At 46.3% G+C, this 19,915-nt stretch carries 21 protein-coding genes and 1 riboswitch; of the genes, 3 read left to right on the forward strand and 18 right to left on the reverse strand.

Annotated features, from left to right (window positions below; translation table 11 throughout):
* Nucleotide 1 precedes the first annotated feature (1 nt).
* Genes B9Y93_RS06670 through pdhA form a run of 3 tightly spaced genes read right to left on the reverse strand, consistent with a single transcriptional unit; the run spans nucleotide 2 to nucleotide 3,442 of the window.
* Complete coding sequence (locus B9Y93_RS06670; protein WP_085493518.1) at nucleotides 2–1,279, reverse strand: dihydrolipoamide acetyltransferase family protein; 1,278 nt, start codon at nucleotides 1,277–1,279, stop codon at nucleotides 2–4.
* A 46-nt stretch (nucleotides 1,280–1,325) separates the two neighbouring features.
* Nucleotides 1,326–2,303 carry an alpha-ketoacid dehydrogenase subunit beta gene (locus tag B9Y93_RS06675; RefSeq protein WP_085493519.1) on the reverse strand — a complete coding sequence of 326 codons (978 nt, stop codon included), beginning with the start codon at nucleotides 2,301–2,303 and terminating at the stop codon, nucleotides 1,326–1,328.
* Nucleotides 2,304–2,362: 59 nt separating this feature from the next.
* Nucleotides 2,363–3,442 (reverse strand): pyruvate dehydrogenase (acetyl-transferring) E1 component subunit alpha, encoded by a 1,080-nt coding sequence (gene pdhA / locus B9Y93_RS06680; RefSeq protein WP_085494001.1) that lies wholly within the window; start codon nucleotides 3,440–3,442, stop codon nucleotides 2,363–2,365.
* Between the two features lie 314 nt (nucleotides 3,443–3,756).
* On the opposite strand from pdhA, the gene B9Y93_RS06685 reads away from it, so the two are divergent.
* Nucleotides 3,757–4,488, forward strand: a complete 732-nt coding sequence (locus B9Y93_RS06685; RefSeq protein ID WP_085493520.1) for an alpha/beta hydrolase — start codon at nucleotides 3,757–3,759, stop codon at nucleotides 4,486–4,488.
* Between the two features lie 154 nt (nucleotides 4,489–4,642).
* On the opposite strand, the gene B9Y93_RS06690 is transcribed toward B9Y93_RS06685, so the two are convergent.
* Both B9Y93_RS06690 and B9Y93_RS06695 read right to left on the reverse strand, forming a co-directional pair.
* The gene (locus B9Y93_RS06690) at nucleotides 4,643–5,122 is read right to left on the reverse strand and encodes a low molecular weight protein-tyrosine-phosphatase (protein WP_085493521.1); all 480 of its coding nucleotides are present in this window, start codon (nucleotides 5,120–5,122) and stop codon (nucleotides 4,643–4,645) included.
* A complete protein-coding gene (locus B9Y93_RS06695; protein ID WP_085493522.1) occupies nucleotides 5,119–5,748 on the reverse strand; it encodes a trimeric intracellular cation channel family protein in 630 nt (209 codons plus the stop codon). Before B9Y93_RS06695 ends, B9Y93_RS06690 begins: the two co-directional genes overlap by 4 nt.
* A 197-nt stretch (nucleotides 5,749–5,945) precedes the next feature.
* Here B9Y93_RS06695 and B9Y93_RS06700 point away from each other — a divergent pair, with 197 nt between their 5' ends.
* Both B9Y93_RS06700 and B9Y93_RS06705 read left to right on the forward strand, forming a co-directional pair.
* A complete protein-coding gene (locus B9Y93_RS06700; protein WP_085493523.1) occupies nucleotides 5,946–6,605 on the forward strand; it encodes a thiamine diphosphokinase in 660 nt (219 codons plus the stop codon).
* A 233-nt stretch (nucleotides 6,606–6,838) separates the two neighbouring features.
* A complete protein-coding gene (locus tag B9Y93_RS06705) occupies nucleotides 6,839–7,444 on the forward strand; it encodes a C40 family peptidase (RefSeq protein ID WP_244903305.1) in 606 nt (201 codons plus the stop codon).
* Nucleotides 7,445–7,498: 54 nt separating this feature from the next.
* Here the strand turns inward: B9Y93_RS06705 and B9Y93_RS06710 are convergent, their stop codons facing one another.
* The 13 genes from B9Y93_RS06710 to B9Y93_RS06770 all read right to left on the reverse strand — a co-directional run bounded on the left by B9Y93_RS06710 (nucleotide 7,499) and on the right by B9Y93_RS06770 (nucleotide 19,889).
* Nucleotides 7,499–8,260, reverse strand: a complete 762-nt coding sequence (locus B9Y93_RS06710) for a winged helix family transcriptional regulator (protein WP_170936539.1) — start codon at nucleotides 8,258–8,260, stop codon at nucleotides 7,499–7,501.
* 231 nt (nucleotides 8,261–8,491) lie between these two features.
* A complete protein-coding gene (locus B9Y93_RS06715) occupies nucleotides 8,492–9,283 on the reverse strand; it encodes a thiazole synthase (RefSeq protein ID WP_085493525.1) in 792 nt (263 codons plus the stop codon).
* Nucleotides 9,284–9,286: 3 nt separating this feature from the next.
* Nucleotides 9,287–9,490: a sulfur carrier protein ThiS gene (thiS, locus tag B9Y93_RS06720; RefSeq protein ID WP_085493526.1), complete on the reverse strand. Its 204-nt coding sequence runs from the start codon at nucleotides 9,488–9,490 to the stop codon at nucleotides 9,287–9,289.
* A gap of 15 nt (nucleotides 9,491–9,505) precedes the next feature.
* Nucleotides 9,506–10,678, reverse strand: coding sequence for a glycine oxidase ThiO (thiO, locus tag B9Y93_RS06725; RefSeq protein WP_085493527.1), 1,173 nt, complete (start codon nucleotides 10,676–10,678; stop codon nucleotides 9,506–9,508).
* 29 nt (nucleotides 10,679–10,707) lie between these two features.
* Nucleotides 10,708–11,340 carry a thiamine phosphate synthase gene (locus tag B9Y93_RS06730; protein WP_176228863.1) on the reverse strand — a complete coding sequence of 211 codons (633 nt, stop codon included), beginning with the start codon at nucleotides 11,338–11,340 and terminating at the stop codon, nucleotides 10,708–10,710.
* A 302-nt stretch (nucleotides 11,341–11,642) separates the two neighbouring features.
* Nucleotides 11,643–11,748, reverse strand: a riboswitch (TPP riboswitch).
* Nucleotides 11,749–11,810: 62 nt separating this feature from the next.
* Complete coding sequence (locus B9Y93_RS06735; RefSeq protein WP_085493529.1) at nucleotides 11,811–12,785, reverse strand: hypothetical protein; 975 nt, start codon at nucleotides 12,783–12,785, stop codon at nucleotides 11,811–11,813.
* On the reverse strand, nucleotides 12,772–13,320 hold the full coding sequence (locus tag B9Y93_RS06740) for a hypothetical protein (protein WP_085493530.1): 549 nt from the start codon (nucleotides 13,318–13,320) through the stop codon (nucleotides 12,772–12,774). The genes B9Y93_RS06735 and B9Y93_RS06740 overlap by 14 nt, the downstream gene beginning before the upstream one ends.
* A gap of 2 nt (nucleotides 13,321–13,322) precedes the next feature.
* A complete protein-coding gene (locus tag B9Y93_RS06745) occupies nucleotides 13,323–13,712 on the reverse strand; it encodes a hypothetical protein (RefSeq protein WP_085493531.1) in 390 nt (129 codons plus the stop codon).
* Nucleotides 13,713–13,759: 47 nt separating this feature from the next.
* Entirely contained in the window at nucleotides 13,760–14,236 is a 477-nt protein-coding gene (locus B9Y93_RS06750) for an ABC transporter permease (protein ID WP_085493532.1), read from the reverse strand.
* 72 nt (nucleotides 14,237–14,308) lie between these two features.
* On the reverse strand, nucleotides 14,309–16,411 hold the full coding sequence (locus B9Y93_RS06755; RefSeq protein ID WP_085493533.1) for a hypothetical protein: 2,103 nt from the start codon (nucleotides 16,409–16,411) through the stop codon (nucleotides 14,309–14,311).
* Nucleotides 16,374–18,314: an ATPase, T2SS/T4P/T4SS family gene (locus tag B9Y93_RS06760; protein WP_244903306.1), complete on the reverse strand. Its 1,941-nt coding sequence runs from the start codon at nucleotides 18,312–18,314 to the stop codon at nucleotides 16,374–16,376. Before B9Y93_RS06760 ends, B9Y93_RS06755 begins: the two co-directional genes overlap by 38 nt.
* The gene (locus tag B9Y93_RS06765; RefSeq protein WP_085493535.1) at nucleotides 18,305–19,171 is read right to left on the reverse strand and encodes a hypothetical protein; all 867 of its coding nucleotides are present in this window, start codon (nucleotides 19,169–19,171) and stop codon (nucleotides 18,305–18,307) included. Before B9Y93_RS06765 ends, B9Y93_RS06760 begins: the two co-directional genes overlap by 10 nt.
* Complete coding sequence (locus B9Y93_RS06770) at nucleotides 19,158–19,889, reverse strand: hypothetical protein (protein ID WP_085493536.1); 732 nt, start codon at nucleotides 19,887–19,889, stop codon at nucleotides 19,158–19,160. The genes B9Y93_RS06765 and B9Y93_RS06770 overlap by 14 nt, the downstream gene beginning before the upstream one ends.
* Nucleotides 19,890–19,915: the final 26 nt, after the last annotated feature.

Consider the following 19,915-nt stretch of genomic DNA (forward strand, 5'->3'; position numbering starts at 1 on the left):
GTTACACCTCCATAACGAGCAGTTCAGGATTTGCAAGCAATTGCTTGATATAATTCATTGCATTTTGAGCTGTTGCGCCATCGATAATACGGTGGTCGAAGCTCAAGGACAATGCCATAACTGGTGCTGCTACGATTTCGCCGTTTTTCACAACTGGTTTTTCTGTGATGCGTCCTGTACCCAAGATTGCAACCTCTGGGAAGTTGATGATTGGTGTAAAGAACATACCGCCAGCAGAACCGATATTTGTGATGGAGATCGTGCTGCCCTTCATTTCTGTTGGAGCAAGCTTGCCTTCACGGCCGCGGTTAGCAAGATCACGGATATCATCAGCGATCATCCAGATGCTGCGACGATCAGCGTCTTTGATAACAGGAACGATCAAGCCGTTATCTGTATCTGTAGCAATACCGATGTTGTAGTATTTTTTGTAAACAATTTCTTGAGACTCTTCGTCGATCATTGCATTCAATACAGGGAACTTGCGAACCGCTGCGATCAATGCTTTTACGATGAATGGCAAATATGTTACTTTCGTACCTTTTTGTTCCATGATTGGTTTCAAGCGAGTACGGAATGCAACGAGTTCAGCAACATCCACTTCGTCCATGATCGTAACGTGTGGAGCAGTGTAAGCCGATTTAACCATTGCGTTGGAGATCGCTTTACGGATGCCTTTGAATGGTACCCGCTCTTCTTCCGCATTGCGATCAGCTGCTGGTGCTGCCGCTGCTGCAGTGGATGCCGCTGGAGCTGCATCTTCCTTCGCTGCTGGAGCCGCTGCTGGTGCACCGCCATTTGCGAATGCTTCAACATCTTCACGAGTGATTTTGCCTGCTTTTCCTGTTCCAGGAACGCCAGCAATATCTACACCGAGATCACGTGCAAGTTTGCGAACGCTTGGTGTTGCAAGTACTTCGGCATTAGGCGCTGCTGGTGCTGCCGCAGCTTCTGCCTTAGGAGCTTCTGCTGCTGGAGCAGGTGCTTCTTCTTGAGCTGCATGGTTATCAGCTGGTGCAGCTTGCTCAGGAATGTCACCTTCAGCGTCAATGATTGCAACCACTTCACCCATGTGGCATACTTGACCGTCTTTAGTCAGCACTTCAAGTACAGTACCGTTAACTGGGGAAGGTACTTCCACGATCGCTTTGTCATTTTGTACTTCCATGATGATATCATCGTCCGTGATTTTATCACCCGGTTTAATATGCATTTTAATAATTTCGCCTTCATGCAACCCTTCACCAAGCTCAGGGAAGCGATATTCAAACTTAGCCACGTAAATGACCTCCTATTCGCGTATGTCTCAATTCGAAAGTTATATATTAGAAGTTCAATACTTCTTCAACTGCTGTAATGATGCGAGCAGGTGTTGGGAGCCATTGATCTTCGATTTGGGCAAATGGATAAATTGTATCTGGACCTGCCACGCGTAGCACAGGAGCTTCCAAGTGAAGGATTGCTTTTTCGTTGATTTGAGCAACCACTTCTGCTGCGATACCAGAAGATTTTTGAGCCTCTTGAACCATGATGACACGGTTTGTCTTCTTCACAGAAGCAACAATTGTGTCGATATCAAGCGGAGACAATGTGCGTAGGTCGATAACCTCAGCGTCAATGCCTTTTTTCTCAAGCTCAGCAGCAGCCTTCATGGAAGTGTGAACCATCAAACCATAAGAGAGAATGGTTACGTCTTTACCTTCACGCACTACGTTTGCTTTGCCGAGTGGCACCGTATATTCACCCTCAGGCACTTCATCACGGAACGCATGATACAAGTTCAAATGCTCCATGAAGAATACAGGGTCGTTGTCGCGAATTGCAGAGATCAACAAGCCTTTTGCATCGTAAGGGTTAGATGGAATAACCACTTTGATACCTGGAGTTTGAGCAATCAAGCCCTCCAAGGAATCTGTGTGCAATTCCGCAGCTTTTACGCCACCGCCAAATGGTGTGCGGAATACGATTGGAGAATGATAGCGACCGCCGGAACGATAGCGCATGCGAGCTGCTTGTACACAGATTTGATCCAATGCTTCATAAATAAAGCCAACGAACTGGATTTCTGCTACTGGACGGAAGCCTTGGATACCAAGACCTACTGCCATACCGCCGATTGCGGATTCAGCAAGCGGTGTATCGAATACACGATCTTCACCAAATTCTTTTTGCAAACCTTCTGTTGCACGGAATACCCCACCAACGTGACCTACGTCTTCACCAAAGACAAGCACGTTCTCATCACGTTTCAATTCTACGCGCATCGCATCGCGAATTGCTTCTTTCATATTCATTTGAGCCATTGCTTCGTTTCCTCCTTACCGTCTATGAACAAGTTCAAGTTAAATCTTCCGAACGTTAATTATTGAGATACAATTTTCGCATCTGTTTTTTGATCTTCAAGATGATGCGGAGTGTTTTCGAACATGCTGTCGACCAAACCAGTCAATGTCATTTTTTCTGTTTGCTCTGCACGTTTGATTTCCTCGTTAACTTTTGCTTTCGCTTCATCTTTAACGCGAGCTGTATCTTCTTCTGTCCACAAGCCTTTGGACTCCAAGTATTTGCCGAAGCGTGCGATTGGATCTTTGATTGCCCATTCTGCTTCTTCGTCTTTCGTACGATATTTCGTTGTATCGTCCGCCATGGAGTGAGGACGGAAGCGGTAAGTCAAGGATTCGATCAATGTTGCTCCTTCGCCTTTACGTCCACGCTCTGCAGCCATTTGAACAGCTTTAATAACAGCGAGTACGTCCATGCCGTCTACTTGCATGCCTACAATACCAGCAGCCAAAGCTTTGTGTGCGATGGATTTAGCAGCCGTTTGCTTCGCAAATGGCGTCGTAATCGCATAGCCGTTGTTTTGTACGAAGAAAATGACTGGCAGATCATAAGCACCAGCGAAGTTCAAGCCTTCGTAGAAGTCGCCCTCGGAAGAACCGCCGTCACCTGTATAAGTAATAGCAACTTGTGGTTTCTTGCGAAGCTTGAAGCCTTTTGCAATGCCCATTGCATGCAAAATTTGCGCACCGATGATGATTTGCGGCATCAATACGTTTACGCCTTCAGGAATTTGACCACCATGTTGATGACCACGAGAGTACAAGAATGCTTGATAGAGCGGAAGTCCGTGCCATACGATTTGCGGCATGTCACGATATGCTGGAACTACGAAGTCTTCCTTCTCAAGCGGATACACACTACCTACCATAGAAGCTTCTTGACCGGATACTGGTGCGTAGAAACCAAGGCGTCCTTGACGACCCAAGTTGATCGCACGCTCATCCCATGTGCGTGTGAATACCATGCGGTACATAATTTCTTTCAGCTGATCATCCGTCAACTCAGGCATCATATCTGGGTTAACGATCTCACCTTCAGGAGACAAAACGGACAATGGTGTTACATCTTCCGTCTGTACTTCAAATGGGAACTTACTCATCATATTTCACCTCAACAAAAAATTTGAAGAATTTAAATATCTGTTATATGGTTATTATACACCTGTTACACACAAAAGGTCAAAGAAATTAGCGATAAATTTGAACTTTTTATTAAATTGTAATTATAACAGGTCATATATTATTGTATAACAGATTGATACAAAGTTGTCCAACTTGTGAAAAATGAAAGTAATTACAATTCAGATTTTTCACTTGTTTTTTCATCATATTATCCCACATAACCTGTTTCAAAATCTGGTAATATCGGTTAGTGTGTAATATGAGTAACTTTCCATAAGGCGGTGCACTACACTTGACAGATTCTATTTACCTCAAGCGAACAGTAATCAAGCAAGACATAGCATGTCCACTTCTTCCCAATGGAAACCGGTCAGTACGCGTTTATTTGCCTCCTGGATACCAGGAGATACTCAGCTACCCGGTCGTCTACTGCCAAGATGGAGAGGAATTTTTCAACTTTGGCCGCATTGCTACGATTGCAAACAAGCTCATTATTGATGGCGATCTTGATCCCTTCATTATTGTAGGCGTAGATGTCGACAAAAAAAACCGTACAAATGAATATTCACCAGATGAGAGCGGTTTTGAATCGTATTCGCGCTCTTTTCTTGAAAATATCGTCCCTGAGATCGAAAAGCGCTACCCTGTACGGACAGACTGGACCGATATCGTTCTCGCTGGCGATTCCTTAGCCGCAACCGTATCCATGCACATTGCGCTGCTCCAACCAGATAAATTCCGACAAGTTATTTCGCTGTCAGGCGCCTATTATCCTGCTTCTAGATCCATTATTGCAGCAGAGAAAGACTTAAGCTGGCTCTATGCCTATATGATAGTGGGGCTTCAAGAAACAGATTACGAGACAGATCGCGGCAGCTTTGACTTTGTCGATATTAATCGGAAGACTCGCCAGCTGCTTGAAGAGCGTGGCGCACATGTTCATTATGAAGAGCATGACGGCACTCATGTATGGGGATTCTGGCAAAAGCATCTTGCCCAGTCATTGCAGCATTTCTTAGCGTGATCCATTTGGCGCAAAAATATGTTAGCAGACTGGAAGTAGCCACAAACAAACCAAAGGCATTTTCAACATCTTATGATGTCGGAAATGCCTTTTTTGCAAGTAATATTAAACGTAGTGTTCGTACTGCAGCCATGATCATCGCTATAGCAGCAAGCTACATCTCCAATTGATGCTCTCTTACCAATCGGCTTAAGAGCTGCTTGCAGCCTGCGGATACCAGCCTGTACGTTTCATCAAAATCTCCTGTGAAATAAGGATCCGGCACATCTGTCCCCTTCTCCTCCGGCAGCAGCGACATGAATGGAATGAGCGTTGTCGTTCCTTCGGCAGCCCCTTCCCATTGCTTAAGATTGTTCATATTGCTCGTATCCATGCCAACAACATACGTAAAGGCCTGAAAATCATTGGGCTGAACTTGTCTTGCTCGAATCCCTTCATAAGAGATGAGGTAGCGGTCAAGCTGCTTTCTCGTTCCTTCATGAGGAACCGCCCCAATATGCCAATCCCCAGTACCCGCACTATCAACACGAATCTGATCCCGAAGGCCAGCTTGTTCCACTTGATGTCTTAATATGGCTTCAGCCATTGGAGAGCGACAAATATTCCCGAGACATACAAACAATACTGATATCATCCTTTTGCTCCTTCCTTTTCATAGAGATGGCGCTTTGGCAGCTTCCACTTATATTTAAATGATAACAAACGCATCAATACAATACAGCCAAATACAATCCAAAGCTCCGAACTTGCTCTTGCCCATCCCAATCCAATGGCAAGTCCACCTATAATCGCCCAGATTGCATACAGGTCTTCGCGGAACACTACCGGCTTGCGGCCAGCAAGCACATCACGGACGACACCGCCGCCAATGCCTGTCATCATGGCAGCAAATACGACTGCAATCACAGGCTGCCCCATCGATACGGCATACATCGCGCCTTGAACGGCAAAGGCTGCAAGACCAATCGCATCGAAAAATACTTCAACCTTAAGCCACGTATGTATCCATTTGACGGGAACAATCAAGATGATCGTAATGGATATAAGTGCAGAATTCAACATAAAGCTCTGAGACCATAAAGAGGCCGGGGGAATGCCAATCAATAGATTCCGAATAACTCCTCCCCCAAACGCGGTCACCAACCCTAGGATAAAGATACCGAGGATATCATAATCCTCATTCATAGCCGTAACGGCTCCGGATAAGGCAAAAGCAACTGTACCAATGAAGCTGAATACCGTAAATAACAAATCGTCCACTCGTATGCACCGTCCTAGAAGTCACTGACCATTTCAAAATCTATCTCATTGTAACGACTTCCCCTATTGGTTTCAATACAAAAATGCTGAAAAAGGGATAAGGCTTGGAGGAGTGAGCTCAAATGGTTATACTATTTAAATAGTATAAATCATCGAAAACGATTCATTATGGATACATAAAGGAGACTTTCACAGCAATGAGCGGAACAAGCGAGGAACATGTCAAGCATGTTGTTATTGTAACCGGAGGGGCCATTCACCCTTCTGTTCATCCTATTATCGATCAAGCGGATATGCTGATTGGCGCGGACCGAGGCGCGGATTATTTGCTCCAGCATGGCTACACGCCAGACCTAGCCTTGGGTGATTTTGATTCTGTGGAGCCTGAGCGTTCATCTTATATAGAAGCCAATAGTTTGCGTTTTATAGGCGTTGATGCGATTGACAAGAACTTTACGGATACCGAACTTGCATATAAAGCTGCGGAAGAAGCCAATGCAGGGCGAATTACGATGCTTGGCGCAACAGGTACGCGGATGGATCACACTCTGGCCAATATTCATTTGCTTCGTCAAGCGCTTGCTGATGGAATTGAAATGTGCTTGATCGATGATCACAATTCCATCCATCTTATTGATCGCTCCATTACGCTTGCGAAGGAGCATTATCATTATCTATCTCTGCTTCCTTTATCATTAGAAGTAACAGGCATTCAACTATCTGGATTCCAGTATCCGCTGGACAATGCAACACTAACCCTTGGACAGTCGCTTGCGGTCAGCAATCAATGGGAAGAAGAACAAGGAACCGTAAGCATCAAGGACGGGCTGCTGCTCGTCATACGAAGCCACGACTAACCAAGCGAGATTAGAAAAAAAGTTGTAATCTTTCTGATTGGTTTCGAGAACCTTTCATTTCTTCAACCTCCAAATGATGATGAGAAATCAGCTTCTCATCATTTTTTAATGTAAGCGCATACATAATAAGTGAGATTAACGTTGTACACCCTTGGTATATTGTGGGTTATATACTTGAGTCTATCATCTTGTTATACTCCAGTTGTCAGAAAGATTACGAAAGGGTGACAAAGATGACAAAACTGAAATCTATCACTACTCGCAAATGGGTCATGATCACACTGATGGTTGTCAGTGCATCTGGTATAATATTCGGTACAGACGCAACAAAAGCAGAAGCATATCCGATTGGCGGATCGAATTGGAACTGGAATCGTACAAGTGATTACAACACGTGGCCGTATCAGCCATCCCGTGATGCACAATCCACAACAGACACAACGGAAGGCACAAGTCGTTCAGACAGCTCCACTGCTGCACAGACTATTTCTATTGGTCAACGTTTTCTTGGTACGAAATATGAGTTTGGCGCTGACACTAATCAAACCAAAACCTTTGATTGCTCTTCCTTTGTAAAATATGTCTTTAAGCAAGTCGGCGTTGATCTGCCGAGAACATCCTATACACAAGCCAAAGAAGGCAAAGCCGTTAGCCGATCTGAGCTTCAAACCGGAGACCTTGTCTTCTTCGCGACTGGCAGAAGAGGAAGTGGAATAAGCCATGTTGCGATTTATGCTGGCAATGGCCGTATCCTCCATACATTCGGCAGCCCTGGCGTTACCTTCTCTGATCTTAGTGATTGGGATTCTTCCTATGTAACAGCTAGACGCGTTCTGTAAAAGCGGTCTACCAGCTTCCGAGATGAGTGTATATCATATTGAATATCGTTTCGCTCATTTGGAGCTCTTCAATGGTGCGGTCGGACTCACAAGCTTATATCCATAACCACGTACAGTGCGGATAAGCTTGTGCGTCCGGCCGCGATCTATTTTGCGCCGCAAATAACGAATATACACATCTAAGATGTTGGTATTGGTCTCAAAGTCAATACTCCATACCTTTTCCATTAAGTAGGCTCTAGATAGTGGAATATTCACATTGGCAATCAGCACATGCAAGAGTTCATACTCTCGCGGTGTCAGATCTATAAGCTCCTCCCCGCGGCATACTTCCCGTGTTGACCGATTCAACGTTAGATCATCCACCTGAAGCACGCTGGCAATGGCAGCGAACCGCTCTTTTTTCATATGAAACGCCCTTTTAACGCGAGCTTCCCATTCTTCCAACGTGCAAGGAAAAAGGATAATATCATCGAGACCATGATCCAGCAAAGCAAAGATCGGTCTTTTGGAATCCCTCTTTACTACAACAAAGCTTCCAATCCATAGTGCTCCCCTGCTGCCTGCAGAGAGCAGATATGGATGCAGTTTGCTCCATTTCTCGTCGAGGTTCACATCATCCTCTAAGTCCACGATTACGATCGCGATATCCCTATTGTTAGCCGCATCTATCCGGTGTTCCAATTCTGCAAACAGTTGCTTCGGCGTAACGATTACATAATTCCACTGTAATTGGTCAAGCCATTCCGTAAACGGATTGCCCATAACGGTATTGGAATAGGATAGGATATATAGCCTAGTCTGATGAAGGAACATGGTGACTGTCTCCTGCCTGGCATACGCACGTATTCGATCCGAGCGATTAGAATGCTCTAATATAGGCTCAGTCCTACTATTGTCCATCCTACGCCTTCAAACTATGCAACCTTACCCTTCTTTATAACACGATCCCCTCACACCAAACACCACATGAACCGCTGCAATACCGGCAGCTTATCATAGGCGAACTTAGATATGGGCAAAGCCTATTCTGCAGCGTACCCCTTCCTATATCGGGATATTATCAAGCGGGCTGCTGGCTGTTGCATGCCTTTTGCGAGGAATGCGGCCAGCAAGATAGCCATATCGCCCTGCCAGAACAGCCAACTTCATCGCTTCCGCCATTCGCACAGGGTCACTCGCGCCAGATACAGCTGTGTTCAACAGAACTCCATCCGCCCCGAGCTCCATAGCAAGAGCGGCATCTCCTGGCGTGCCGATACCCGCATCGATGATGACGGGTACATTCGCCTGCTCTATGATTAGAGATAGACTGTGTTGATTCAATATGCCCAACCCACTCCCGATCGGAGATGCCCCTGGCATGACCGCATGAACGCCTAGTTCTTCGAGCCGCCTTGCTAATACCACGTCATCTGAGATATAAGGAAGCACAATAAATCCTTCTTCCAATAAGATCTCACAAGCTTTAAACGTTTCTATCGGATCGGGGAGCAGCGTCTTCGAATCACCGATTACCTCTACTTTAATCATATCGCATAGTCCAGAAGCCTTAGCGAGACGCGCGATCCGAACCGCTTCCTCAGCATTGGCAGCTCCAGCTGTATTTGGAAGCAGCGTGTATCGACCAAGGTCTAGCCGCTCTAAGAAATTGGGTTGATTCGGATCAGATACATTCATTCGCCTAACCGCAAAGGTGAGAATTTCCGTTCCTGATACCTCTACAGCCTGCTGCTGCACTTCGAAATCAGGGAACTTCCCTGTTCCGAGAAGCAAGCGGGAATGAAATGGATAAGGGCCAATACATAATGCATCATGATCTTTTTTTTCGAATTCCACTACTTATCCTCCTCCCACAAATTGAACAATTTCGATTCGATCTCCATCGCTTAAACGAAGTTCCTCATAAGCATCCTTCGGAACAATGGAGCCGTTATGTTCAACGACAACAATCCGATTCTCAAGCGATAGATGAGACAACAGCCGATGAATATGCTCAATCTGCTCAGGCAAATCAAGCTTATCTCCATTTACAATAACGTGCACAACATGATCTCCTTTCTACTGCGTCATCTCAATGGCATACTGGTTTACTCGCTCTAAACCAAAATCCTTCAAATAAGACCACGGCATGCTGCCGGTACGAATCCAGTCAATCATGGAGCTTGCCGTAGCTGGTGCCAGCAGTATACCGTTGCGATAATGGCCTGACGCCACCCATAAGCCTGGAAGTTCATGAACCGGGCCTAGATATGGACGCTGATCCGGCGTACACGGGCGAAGCCCCGCCCAAGCTTGTTCCCAAGCCGCTGTGCGAAGCTCCGGGAGATAGCGGCAGGCTTGCTCCAGCAGCTGTACGATTGAGCCAGCACTGACATGATGATCGTACTGATGATTAAAGGAGGTTGCCCCGATATACACCCTCTGTTGTGATTTTGGAACAATATATACACCTTCACCGTAAACGACAGATTCTAGCGCAGTTTGCAAACGCAGCACCAGCAATTCGCCTTTCACGGCATAATGCGGCATGCGCAGGCCTATTGATCTTGCCAAGTGTTCATTCTCTAGCCCTGAGCACAACAGCACATGCTCTGCCAAAAATGTCTTTGAAGCTGTCTTCACGCCTGAGATTCGTTTATCTCGTACGATGAATTCCCGAACTTCCTCATGCTCATAGCACGAAGCGCCCAACCGTCTCGCCCCTTCGAGCAATGCTTCTGACAGCTTTATTGGCGAAATATGCCCTTCATTCTCGTAAAAAGCCCCTCCTGTTACTTCCTTTCCTACTTGTATATGAAGATTTGCAAGACGAGAGCGATCAAGCCAGCGTTTATGTAAGTTGATCGGTGTTAGATCCGGTTCTCGCCGTGAAATCCGCGAGCTGTTCGCCGAAGAGGCTTCAATCTCAGGAACAAAAACCCCGCGAAGCCTGAGCTCTGGATCAATTCCCGTCAGCTCCCACAGCTCTTCGACCCAAGGCTGATAGAGCTCTAAGCTGTCCCAGGCCAAGAGCGATAAGGACGGATGGATAAATGCCTCTGCACTAGGAGCCAGCATCCCAGCAGCCGCACAGGTCGTTCCTCCAGCAAACTGTTGACGCTCTAGCAGCACCACCTTCATCCCTTGCCGAGCAGCTTCAAAAGCTGCGGACAGACCCACAATGCCGCCACCAACCACGATTAAATCAGCAGTCATCGTTTGATTCGACATCATCCCATAACCATTCTCCACTTCACTCACTCCTTGTCATGTTCTATTTATTAGGACACCTTGGATGGGTCTAACGTTGCAGATAAAGCTTCATGATATTGTTTTGCTGCAGTTCGAGGATCGGATACAAGCCAAATGGAGGACATCACAGCCACCCCATATGCTCCTGCGGATAATAAATTCGGTATATCCATCGGCTCGATACCACCTATCGCTATGATCGGAATATGCGATAGGATTTCGGCACAACCTGCTAAGCCTTGCAGCCCTCGGGCTGGAATTCCAATCTTGCTTGCCGTATCGTATATATGGCCATATAAGACATAATGGGCGCCTGCCCGTTCAGCATCAAGCGCCTCCCCGGGCTGATGCACAGATACGCCGATGATCTGTTTTGGATACTGAGCTCGAATCACATCTGCGGGCATGCTGTGTGAGGTAAGCTGCGTTCCATATGCATGTACCGCTTCAGCAACATCCGATCGATCATTAACGATCCATTTTTGAGGTGGAATCCCTCTTGCCTCCCCTTCTTTTACAAGCTCCCACAGCTGCATACTGGTCCACTTCTTCTGTCGCAAGTGCAGGATATCTGCGACATCTACAATGGATTCCGCTACAGATAGAATACGCGACGGGGATAGCCCATCCGGTGTAATGGCATGTAATCTCGGAATCAACACCGATACCAACTCCTTTTTCTTATGACTTGGTCGCCAACTTGCATGCCTATAGCACCCTACAACGCGAAAAGACCACCCTCATAGAGAGAGTGGTCGAAATGGTAAACAGTAACAATAATGGATAAAGGACAGAAGTTAGCTGATTCGTTGAACAGTCTCTTATGCTTATCGATCAGCTCTCACAATCGAGCGATGCAAGAAGAATCGCTCCTATCACTGATAAATAAACAATCAGAAGCTTAATCAATGTCTAATGCAGCGCATCAGCAGCTGTCACATTTCCTCAAATTAACGACGTTACCGTCCATATACGTACACTTCCCTACGCTGGTATAACCCAGATCAGGTAATTAAGGGTCCGAAGTCTTATACTTCATCTCAGCCATAACGGCACCCCTAGTGTTGATGGATGATGTTGTAAATGAATCTGTCGGTAGTGTAACATGATTCCAGCAATTTGGAAAGAGTGTTCATTCGCGCTTACAATTCCTCGGGAAGAATCCTCGCTCTGCAGCCTGCTTTGATGAGAACAATACTTCCTCGTATTCAGTGGGCTGGCATTCAGCTGGATATGCTACTTTCACACCGTCTCTCATCGTACCATAATAGAGCTGGCGCCTCATGATTTTGGAAGCGCCAAGCGCATAATGATTATATTTGGAGCTGCCTAGAGGAAGCCCTTGTATGAAGGCCAATACCCCCACATCGTCAATGGTATTCTGCCATTCTTCATCTTCGATAACGGGGAGCGTAAATGTATACTGCATACCCAATCGCATAATCTCTGCATTATGTATTGCGATCGTCGATTCCAGCATGGATTGGATGGTGCTAATAATGGTCTGGCGGCGCAGCGTATCAAAGCGTTCAGCATCTTGCAGCAGCGGATTCATACTCTGCTCTGCCAGTTCTCGCCGGAATCCACGTTCCGTTGTCTTGCTTATGGGATCATAGATCTGGATATATTCATCCAATGTGAATGCGTAGAGCATTCCTTGTTCATCACGATACATGTAGGGTTGTTTAGGGTGCCACACATGATGCAAGCTCGCTTCCCCATCTGCTCCGTCATAACTATCTGATGCATACACTTCAATGCCATTGTAACCCATTACAAGGAAGGCGGGCATGTAATACGCGATTGCTTGTTTCGTCCACCGATCCTCAGCACCATCAAGGTATAAGAGCAGGGTATCCCAGAACGATGCGAGCGCTGCTTCTTTGTTAAGGTCAACTCGCTTCATCGCTTCATAGCCGGATTCCATAGCGGGTATCAAAGCAAGGCTTAATGAATGAACAGCATCATCCACAGCCTGATTGAGCATGTCATTGTAGCGATCCTCAAGCTGCAGCTTCTCATATAATTCTCGTGCTTGGAGCTGGTTTACCCAGAAAAAAGGGAGGACAATTGCCACAAACAGAATACTCCATTTAAGCAGCTTCATTGCGTATCATTCCTCCAAAAGGCATTGACCAAAATGATCGTCGATCGCCAAATGATAACCACTGTGCCAGCATAGAGGAGCGAGTCTGTTGGGAAGGCGTGACTTTCATCTGAATATAATCCCCAATAGACATTCGGTATTGTCGTCTGCGATTTTCTTGCGGATAACTTGCCGAAGGAAACATGGCCGCAACAATATCATCATGAGAGGTAAGTTCATATCGAAGCAGTATACGATCTTGGAATGTCGATTGATCTGTGGGATCATCATATTCTGGGTCATACTTTTTGGCATAATGCGCTAGGCTTACATCAAACTCATAGCCTGTCAAGGATAGTTCTCTGGTAAAATCTGTGTACATTTTTGGCGTAATTACGCCCTTATCTTTGATCGTATCTACAAAAATCTGTGCTGTACGATAAGCCGTCATCATCGCCATATCGTCTTGTCGCTGATAGGACTCCAATAAGGGGTATAAGAACAACAAGAGGAGGCTAAGAAGCACTGCAAACAGCTTCAACACACTATTTAACATCATTAACCTCCCAAGTCATAATGAATTTCCATGATCCTACCGTCCTCACTTCTCACTATCCTCTTCTGATAGATGGCATGGAGTGATATAAAGCTGATATCAACCATCCTCGAATCAGTATGCGCTGCAATACGCTTTCCTTGTATTACGATATCTGCTTGCTCATCTTGCATGTTCATAAGCGTTGCCGCTAAGCGAGCACCTGACATTACAAACTCTCCTCTGCTGTGCAGTGTAGGGTGTACATTGCGATCCTGAGCAGAGATGCGTTCATCAAGAAGACGGATATCATTAGAGCCCGCATGAATGAGTCCAATCGCAATGGTCAATGCAGCCATGAATAAAACAGTACTTGTCCACAGTTCAATCATTTCATCAGCATGTGTGCTCATCACTTCTCTCCCACGATGTTGCGACATGTTCTCTCGCTAGAACATTATTATTGCTGCTCAAAAATGATGCCTCTCGTTACATTCGAATTATCAACAATAAGCATAGCTTTGAACTTGCCGCTTGGGTTGACATAAGTATCAAGCGATTCCGTAGTAGCGAGCATGGTTGACAAGTTCGGATCACCTGTCATTATTGTGCCATTTGGACTTACATCATAGCCATAGAATATGCCTGGATGGTTCGCATTCGAAGCCTTATTTTTCCCTGTGATGACATGTATGCCGAACTGCTCCTTCTGATAAAACTTTCGTATCGCATTGACCACTTGAGAACCGCTTACCATTGTATTGTCGTACACGGTGAACGATGCCTTGCTAAGCTCTGTTTGGATAGATGAAAACTCATTCTGAGCCGTCTTCGTCGCTTCCTGTGCCGAGACAAACAGCAAGACCACGATAGTGATGAGCGCAATGGTTAAAAATATGCCTGCGGCAACCTTTAGCGCCGATTGTGCGTTGTTCATGATATGCACCCCTTCACGTTGTATAATTTACGAACCCCATGCTTCTAAGCCTCTCATTGATAGAACTCTGTTCTACAATTGGTTAATCTGAACAAAGGATTCTGTCATCTGCTTCATGCTGAGCCACATAAGCGGCATAACGAGATACAAAAAAATAATGGCATACATGGGCGCAAAGCCAATCCACTGCCCCCACACCGCCTTCGCCTGGACCGCTTCTTCTTCCTGCTGCTTGCGCATCTCCTGTTCATAGATCCAGCTCTGCTCTGCATCATCGAAGGCAAGCCGAAGCGGAATCTTATCGTATGCCAGCTCTAGCTGGTTCACGAGCCTTGTAAAGTCAGGATAAGGGATATCCTTTCGCAGCTCTTGCAGAGCTGCCTCAGCGCCGCTATCCCAATGAAGGAGACACTTAAGCAGTGCTTCTCGACAGCATACCGAGCTTCTAGCCATCCACTCAAGCAATTGCTCTGACGTCATCTTGTTGAAGGAGCGAAGCAGCATAATGATGGAATAGAACTGGCTGATCTCAAGACGCATCTCCATAAGACGCCATTTCTTCTTAAACAAAAGCAGTACATTCGGTCCATGATACCCTAACACGCACACGACGATTGTCAGCAGCAGCTGCCACCACCAGAATACGGGCTGCTGCCATCCAATGCCTTGCTTAAGCAATTGCTTTGCATAATTACGTATGGAAGTTGTACTCCATTCAGGGTGGTATTCTCGAATGTTTGCCTGCAGCTGCTGTTCTCGATCCTCTTGGGAAGAAGCAGACTTCAGCACTTCAAGCGTAATGCGGCGATACTTGGCAGCTTCTTCTTTGAGTCTAAGCTGGCGGTCCGCTCTCTCATTCATGGAATGATCCATGCCGCTAGCAGCCCATCGCACCTCGGTATGCGATAGACTAGCATCCTGATACAGCCACGCTTCAGGCGCCTTTAATTGCTGAAATGAGACCACCTGCAGCATGATGCATACCCATAATGCCAGTGCACCTAATGCAGCAGCATTCCATAAACGATGTCGATACCAATGCAATAAAGACCTGGCTTCATTTGCTTCTCGCAGCAGATGAAGCTGCCGATGCAAGGATGTTCGTGGAATTCTGCTTATCCATAGCTCTACACCTCTATTCACCCACTTCCACGGTTCTGAGCGCTGGAAGGATGGCACCCGCGAACTTTGCGGCTGCAAACGCGGCTGTCTCCATTGGAGCTCCCCTAGCAACCGATGACATAGAATGACGCATAGAAACACAAGAAGATGGATAAGCCAGCCCGTCTGACTATCATAAAAATGATTCATATTGGGGAAAAAGGAGCGCGCCCACTGCTCTATTGGATTTGCAAACAATATCGGAATGACCGCAATCATCTTCAACCCTTTCAATAAGGAATCAAGCTTTCTGCGCATTAGATGCTCCGTTTGCATATCCGAAACAAGCATAGAAAGCCCTGTCAAATAAGTGGACCGATCCCTTTCGATGGGATCGCCATACTCGGATACCAAGCGCGACAGCCTTGCAAATAAACGATAATGACGGTTTGGCGCGTGCTCATCATACTCTAGCAATGCCTTGTCGCCATCTGGATCAATCTGTGATTGATACAGCCTTTCCAAATGAGGTCTAACAGCAGGCCCAGCCTGATCCAGCGCTTCTTCTATAGCCAGTTCGACCATGCGGTGCCGTTGATAGGCATGGCGTATCTGCGTAAACAGATGTATGCTTTGCTGAAGCAGCTGCAGATCGCCGCGTTGAATGACAAAGTCTGTATAGAGGCTCTCTGCGATACTTAGCACGAGAACCAGCATAAGAATAGATATCCAATCCTGTTCAAACCAAAAAAAGAAAACAATAACCGTTATGGCTGTAATCCACAGCCCCCACATGATTTGGGCAGACTTTTCTCGCAATATCCATTCATCGTAGCCATATAAGCTGGTGAGCTGGACACGAATCGATTTCAACTTCCTTCTTAGCAACGGCATTCGTTGAAACATAAGATAACTCGCTCGCAGCCCTCTTTTGTATCTGGGGATGGAAATGGATCGGAATGAATAGCTGAGAAAAGATGAGGATCGATCCATCCTTATGACAACAAACCACAGTCCGGCCGCGATGACGAGGCTGCTAATCGCAAGCAGCAGAAATAGCGTTTGCATGGACATGCTCCCCTCTCCTCGCTGTCAGCCACTGATCGAATTGAAACGCATCCTGCGCAGTCATCTCTTCCTTCATGCGATTGACCTGATGATCAGACAGCTCATTCACCCACATATATCGTCCGTCCTTATATTCGATAATGTTGCGATACTCAAACGCATGAGACTGCTGCTGTTCGATATAATATGCGGATGCCGCTTGAATATAGGGAGCCCATGCTCCTGACTCATCCGCCGAGCGTTCATCAGCATCTCTCCTTTCTACTTGATCCTGCTTCTTCCCATAGCGAGGAATGCACTCGGTGATGCGTTCAATATAACGTTTGCCTTGCGCATCACGTGTGAGGTGTATATTGTAATGAATTACCGCTGCGACCTGCTGCTCAGCAACCTTCTCATTTTGGAACATTCCTGTCTTCAATAAGGAGTTGCGAAGCGACAAGATCAGATCCGGAAAAGTCTTGGCATGATGCGTGAAAACCGTAAACAGGCTTGCAACCTGCGACATCTGTATCATCCATGCAGCAACAGGATCTGAAGCAACCTCGCCAAGAATATGGACAGCGCCATCGGTCTTCTTCTGTACGTCTAGTCCATCTTGACCTGCAATCATGTCGGTCTCACGCAGCGTGAGTATATTGCGTTCAGGATACATGTCTCTTAGGTGAAGCTCAAAGGCCTGCTCCTGAACACGAATTGGATAGAACCCATAAATAGACTGAATCATGGCCATCAGCAGCGTAGTCTTCCCAGAGCCTTGAGCTCCCGTTATTGCCGTAATTCTCGCTCCTTTCATAAGGAATCGCAGAAGCGTAATGGCAAGGTCCGCATGCTGGTCCATGAGGAGCAGCTCCAAGGACGGCTTGTCACGGTTGAACTTGCGCACAAAAAAGGACCAGGATTCTGCAAATGGAGGCCGAAGCACGACCACACGCGACCCATCCTTCATATCATTCACGCGATATCCATCTGCTTCCGTTAAGGGGCCAGGAGCTCCATGCTTATAGATATTGTGACATACTCGCTTCAACTCAGACTCACTTCCAAAGCCTAAAAAACTTAATCGAATCGATTTTCCTTGATAAAACAACCAGACACTATTGCATGCTTGAGTGTCTTCCCTGTACTCAAGCCCCTGATTCCAGTCCAAACGTGTAGAAAGAATGGTAGAGATACTCCCATAAGCCCCTGTTCCGCTTACACCGCCCGATATGCCATCAATCTTCATATCACGCAGTGCATCGATGACCGACAACCCTTTGTAGCTCTGATAGATCCGTTGGGCAACAATTGCGATGCGGTCTTCTGGTGTACAGTGTAATTGCTCAGTACGGTATGCATGTTTAATATCCTGCTCGTCAATCTCGTAATAATGGTATTCATCGCCATTGTCACCGCCTCGCTGCCTTAGCTCATCCCAATGATAGTTTTGCATCAGTCTGTGCATCGCATCATAACCATGCTGCTTGGCATTCTGATACAGCAAAATGTCAAATTGATCCCGAGCTGTAAGCAGATTCGGTTGATCGAATGCAATAAGCGCATTCCATTGTTCGTTTGACCACTGGACTTGCGACTGTAAAAGCTCTTTTATAATGGAGATGATGTATTTTTTTTGAGCCGTATCCCCACTTGCACAACTTCGTAATGCATTTCTTAATTGAGCTCTTCTCGAATATTCACGACGAAAGCTCTCTTCATTCCCGTAATGATCCAGCAATGGGTCTGAAGTCAGCTGCTGCAGCGCCTCTTTTACCATTAGCTCTAGCTGAAGCCAAGTCCATATTTTGGGGGCAGGAGGCCTTTGATGGACATCTCTCTGCTTGAATCGAATGATGACGATGCCAATAACCATAAGGAGGGTGGCAACAATTAAAGCGACATTCATTCCATGTGCTGCTACCCCCACCTTAAGTCCCTCCTCCATTTCGGACGTCCAACATGACTGGATACATCCATGATTTCTCTGACGATTCCGTCCACACTCTCAATCAATGGCACGGATTCCCCTCGCTCATGACGATGCTGTTCCTTTAAGTAATAAGCAATGAGCATGCCCTCTGCCATGCTCTGCCGCAGACTTGAATCATAAGGTATTGCATGTATGGACACGTCTTTGCACTTACGCTTGGCATAACGAATATTCATTGTCAGCAAAGGATCATGCATATTCAAAACAGCAGCTTGAAATGAAAAGGATGATTGACGCTTAGCAACAGCTTGAAATTCAGCTAGATTAGCTTCATCTTGTGATATTAGATGAATACAGCTCATTTGTACGTTATGATGTGCAGATTCTCGTTCTCGATAATAACCGATGTCCCATAAAATCAAGTCATAGGCAGCTGCTGCGATCTCCGTAATGCCTGTCTCTGCCTCCATGCTATCGTAAGGAAGTCTAGAATCCTGCTCACGCTGTCCATCAAGCTGCAGCTCCAATCGATCCAATTGGGGAAGCACCGGTATGGTAGAAGAAATGAAAAGCTCCGGGGTCAGCTGCTGGGATGCAGCCATGCGCGCGATTGCCTGCCAGCCTTCCAGCATCGTTGGTTGAGAAGTACGCCACTTCTCTTCAGGCGATGAAGCACTCGCTTGCTTCCATCTCGAACGGTAGGATTGAAATGCACAGGCGGAATAATGGTCGTGCACAATAAGCACTTTAAATCCATTCAAGGATAAATGCAGGCCTAAGAGAATTGTAATGGTTGTCTGACCCCTTGCATGTCGGTGAGCAGCATTAACCGTCCAATGCTTATATGGCTTCATGGTGTCTGCTTCCTCTCAGTGATCCTTTAATGATTGTACGCCATATCTTGTCCGTCAACGGACCTGCGGAGCTCTCCACCAATTCTCTCCATACATCCCTGGTCGATCTGGCATAAAGCTTAAGCTCAATGGTCTGGCGGGTATCGCTTCTAAGCTTAGCGATCCAGTCCGATTCTTCATACGGAATGACGAGCGGCTCTCTTGTTGAATGCACGCCCGCAGAAGTCAGGACCTGCTCGACATATCGTCTATCCTCTTGCGGATCCGCGGCATGCATAATAATAAACTGCAGTTGATCATTAATATCCCTTTGATGCTGCAGCTCATAGAGCATCATCCATTCCAAGTGACGATGGATGGAGCTTGTCTCTGCTGTCAGCACCAAGTATTTCTCATCCAAGCTGCTGAACCGTTCAGCTGGATAAAAGTCTATTTGGTCCGTATCAATGATGATATTGTCATATCCCTCAAGATCGATATGCAATGCCTGGACTAATGCTTCTACTTCATTCCAATCTCGAACTCCGGATGCGCAGTCCCATCCATTCCATGCCACCCACTGTTCCTTCGTGACCCATGCTCCGTTGCGGAACTTTAGCCAACCAAGGGTAGTTCCATCGATTAACAGCACTTTACGTTCCAAGCGACTTAACAATGCGGCTACAGCCAGCAGCATATCGCTTTTATCACATGCGCCCACATAATAAGCGATGTTCACGGTTCGCACTCCTCCTGTTTTATTCA

It is taken from the genome of Paenibacillus aquistagni (genome assembly GCF_900177815.1).
Taxonomy (GTDB): Bacteria; Bacillota; Bacilli; order Paenibacillales; family Paenibacillaceae; genus Paenibacillus_B; species Paenibacillus_B aquistagni.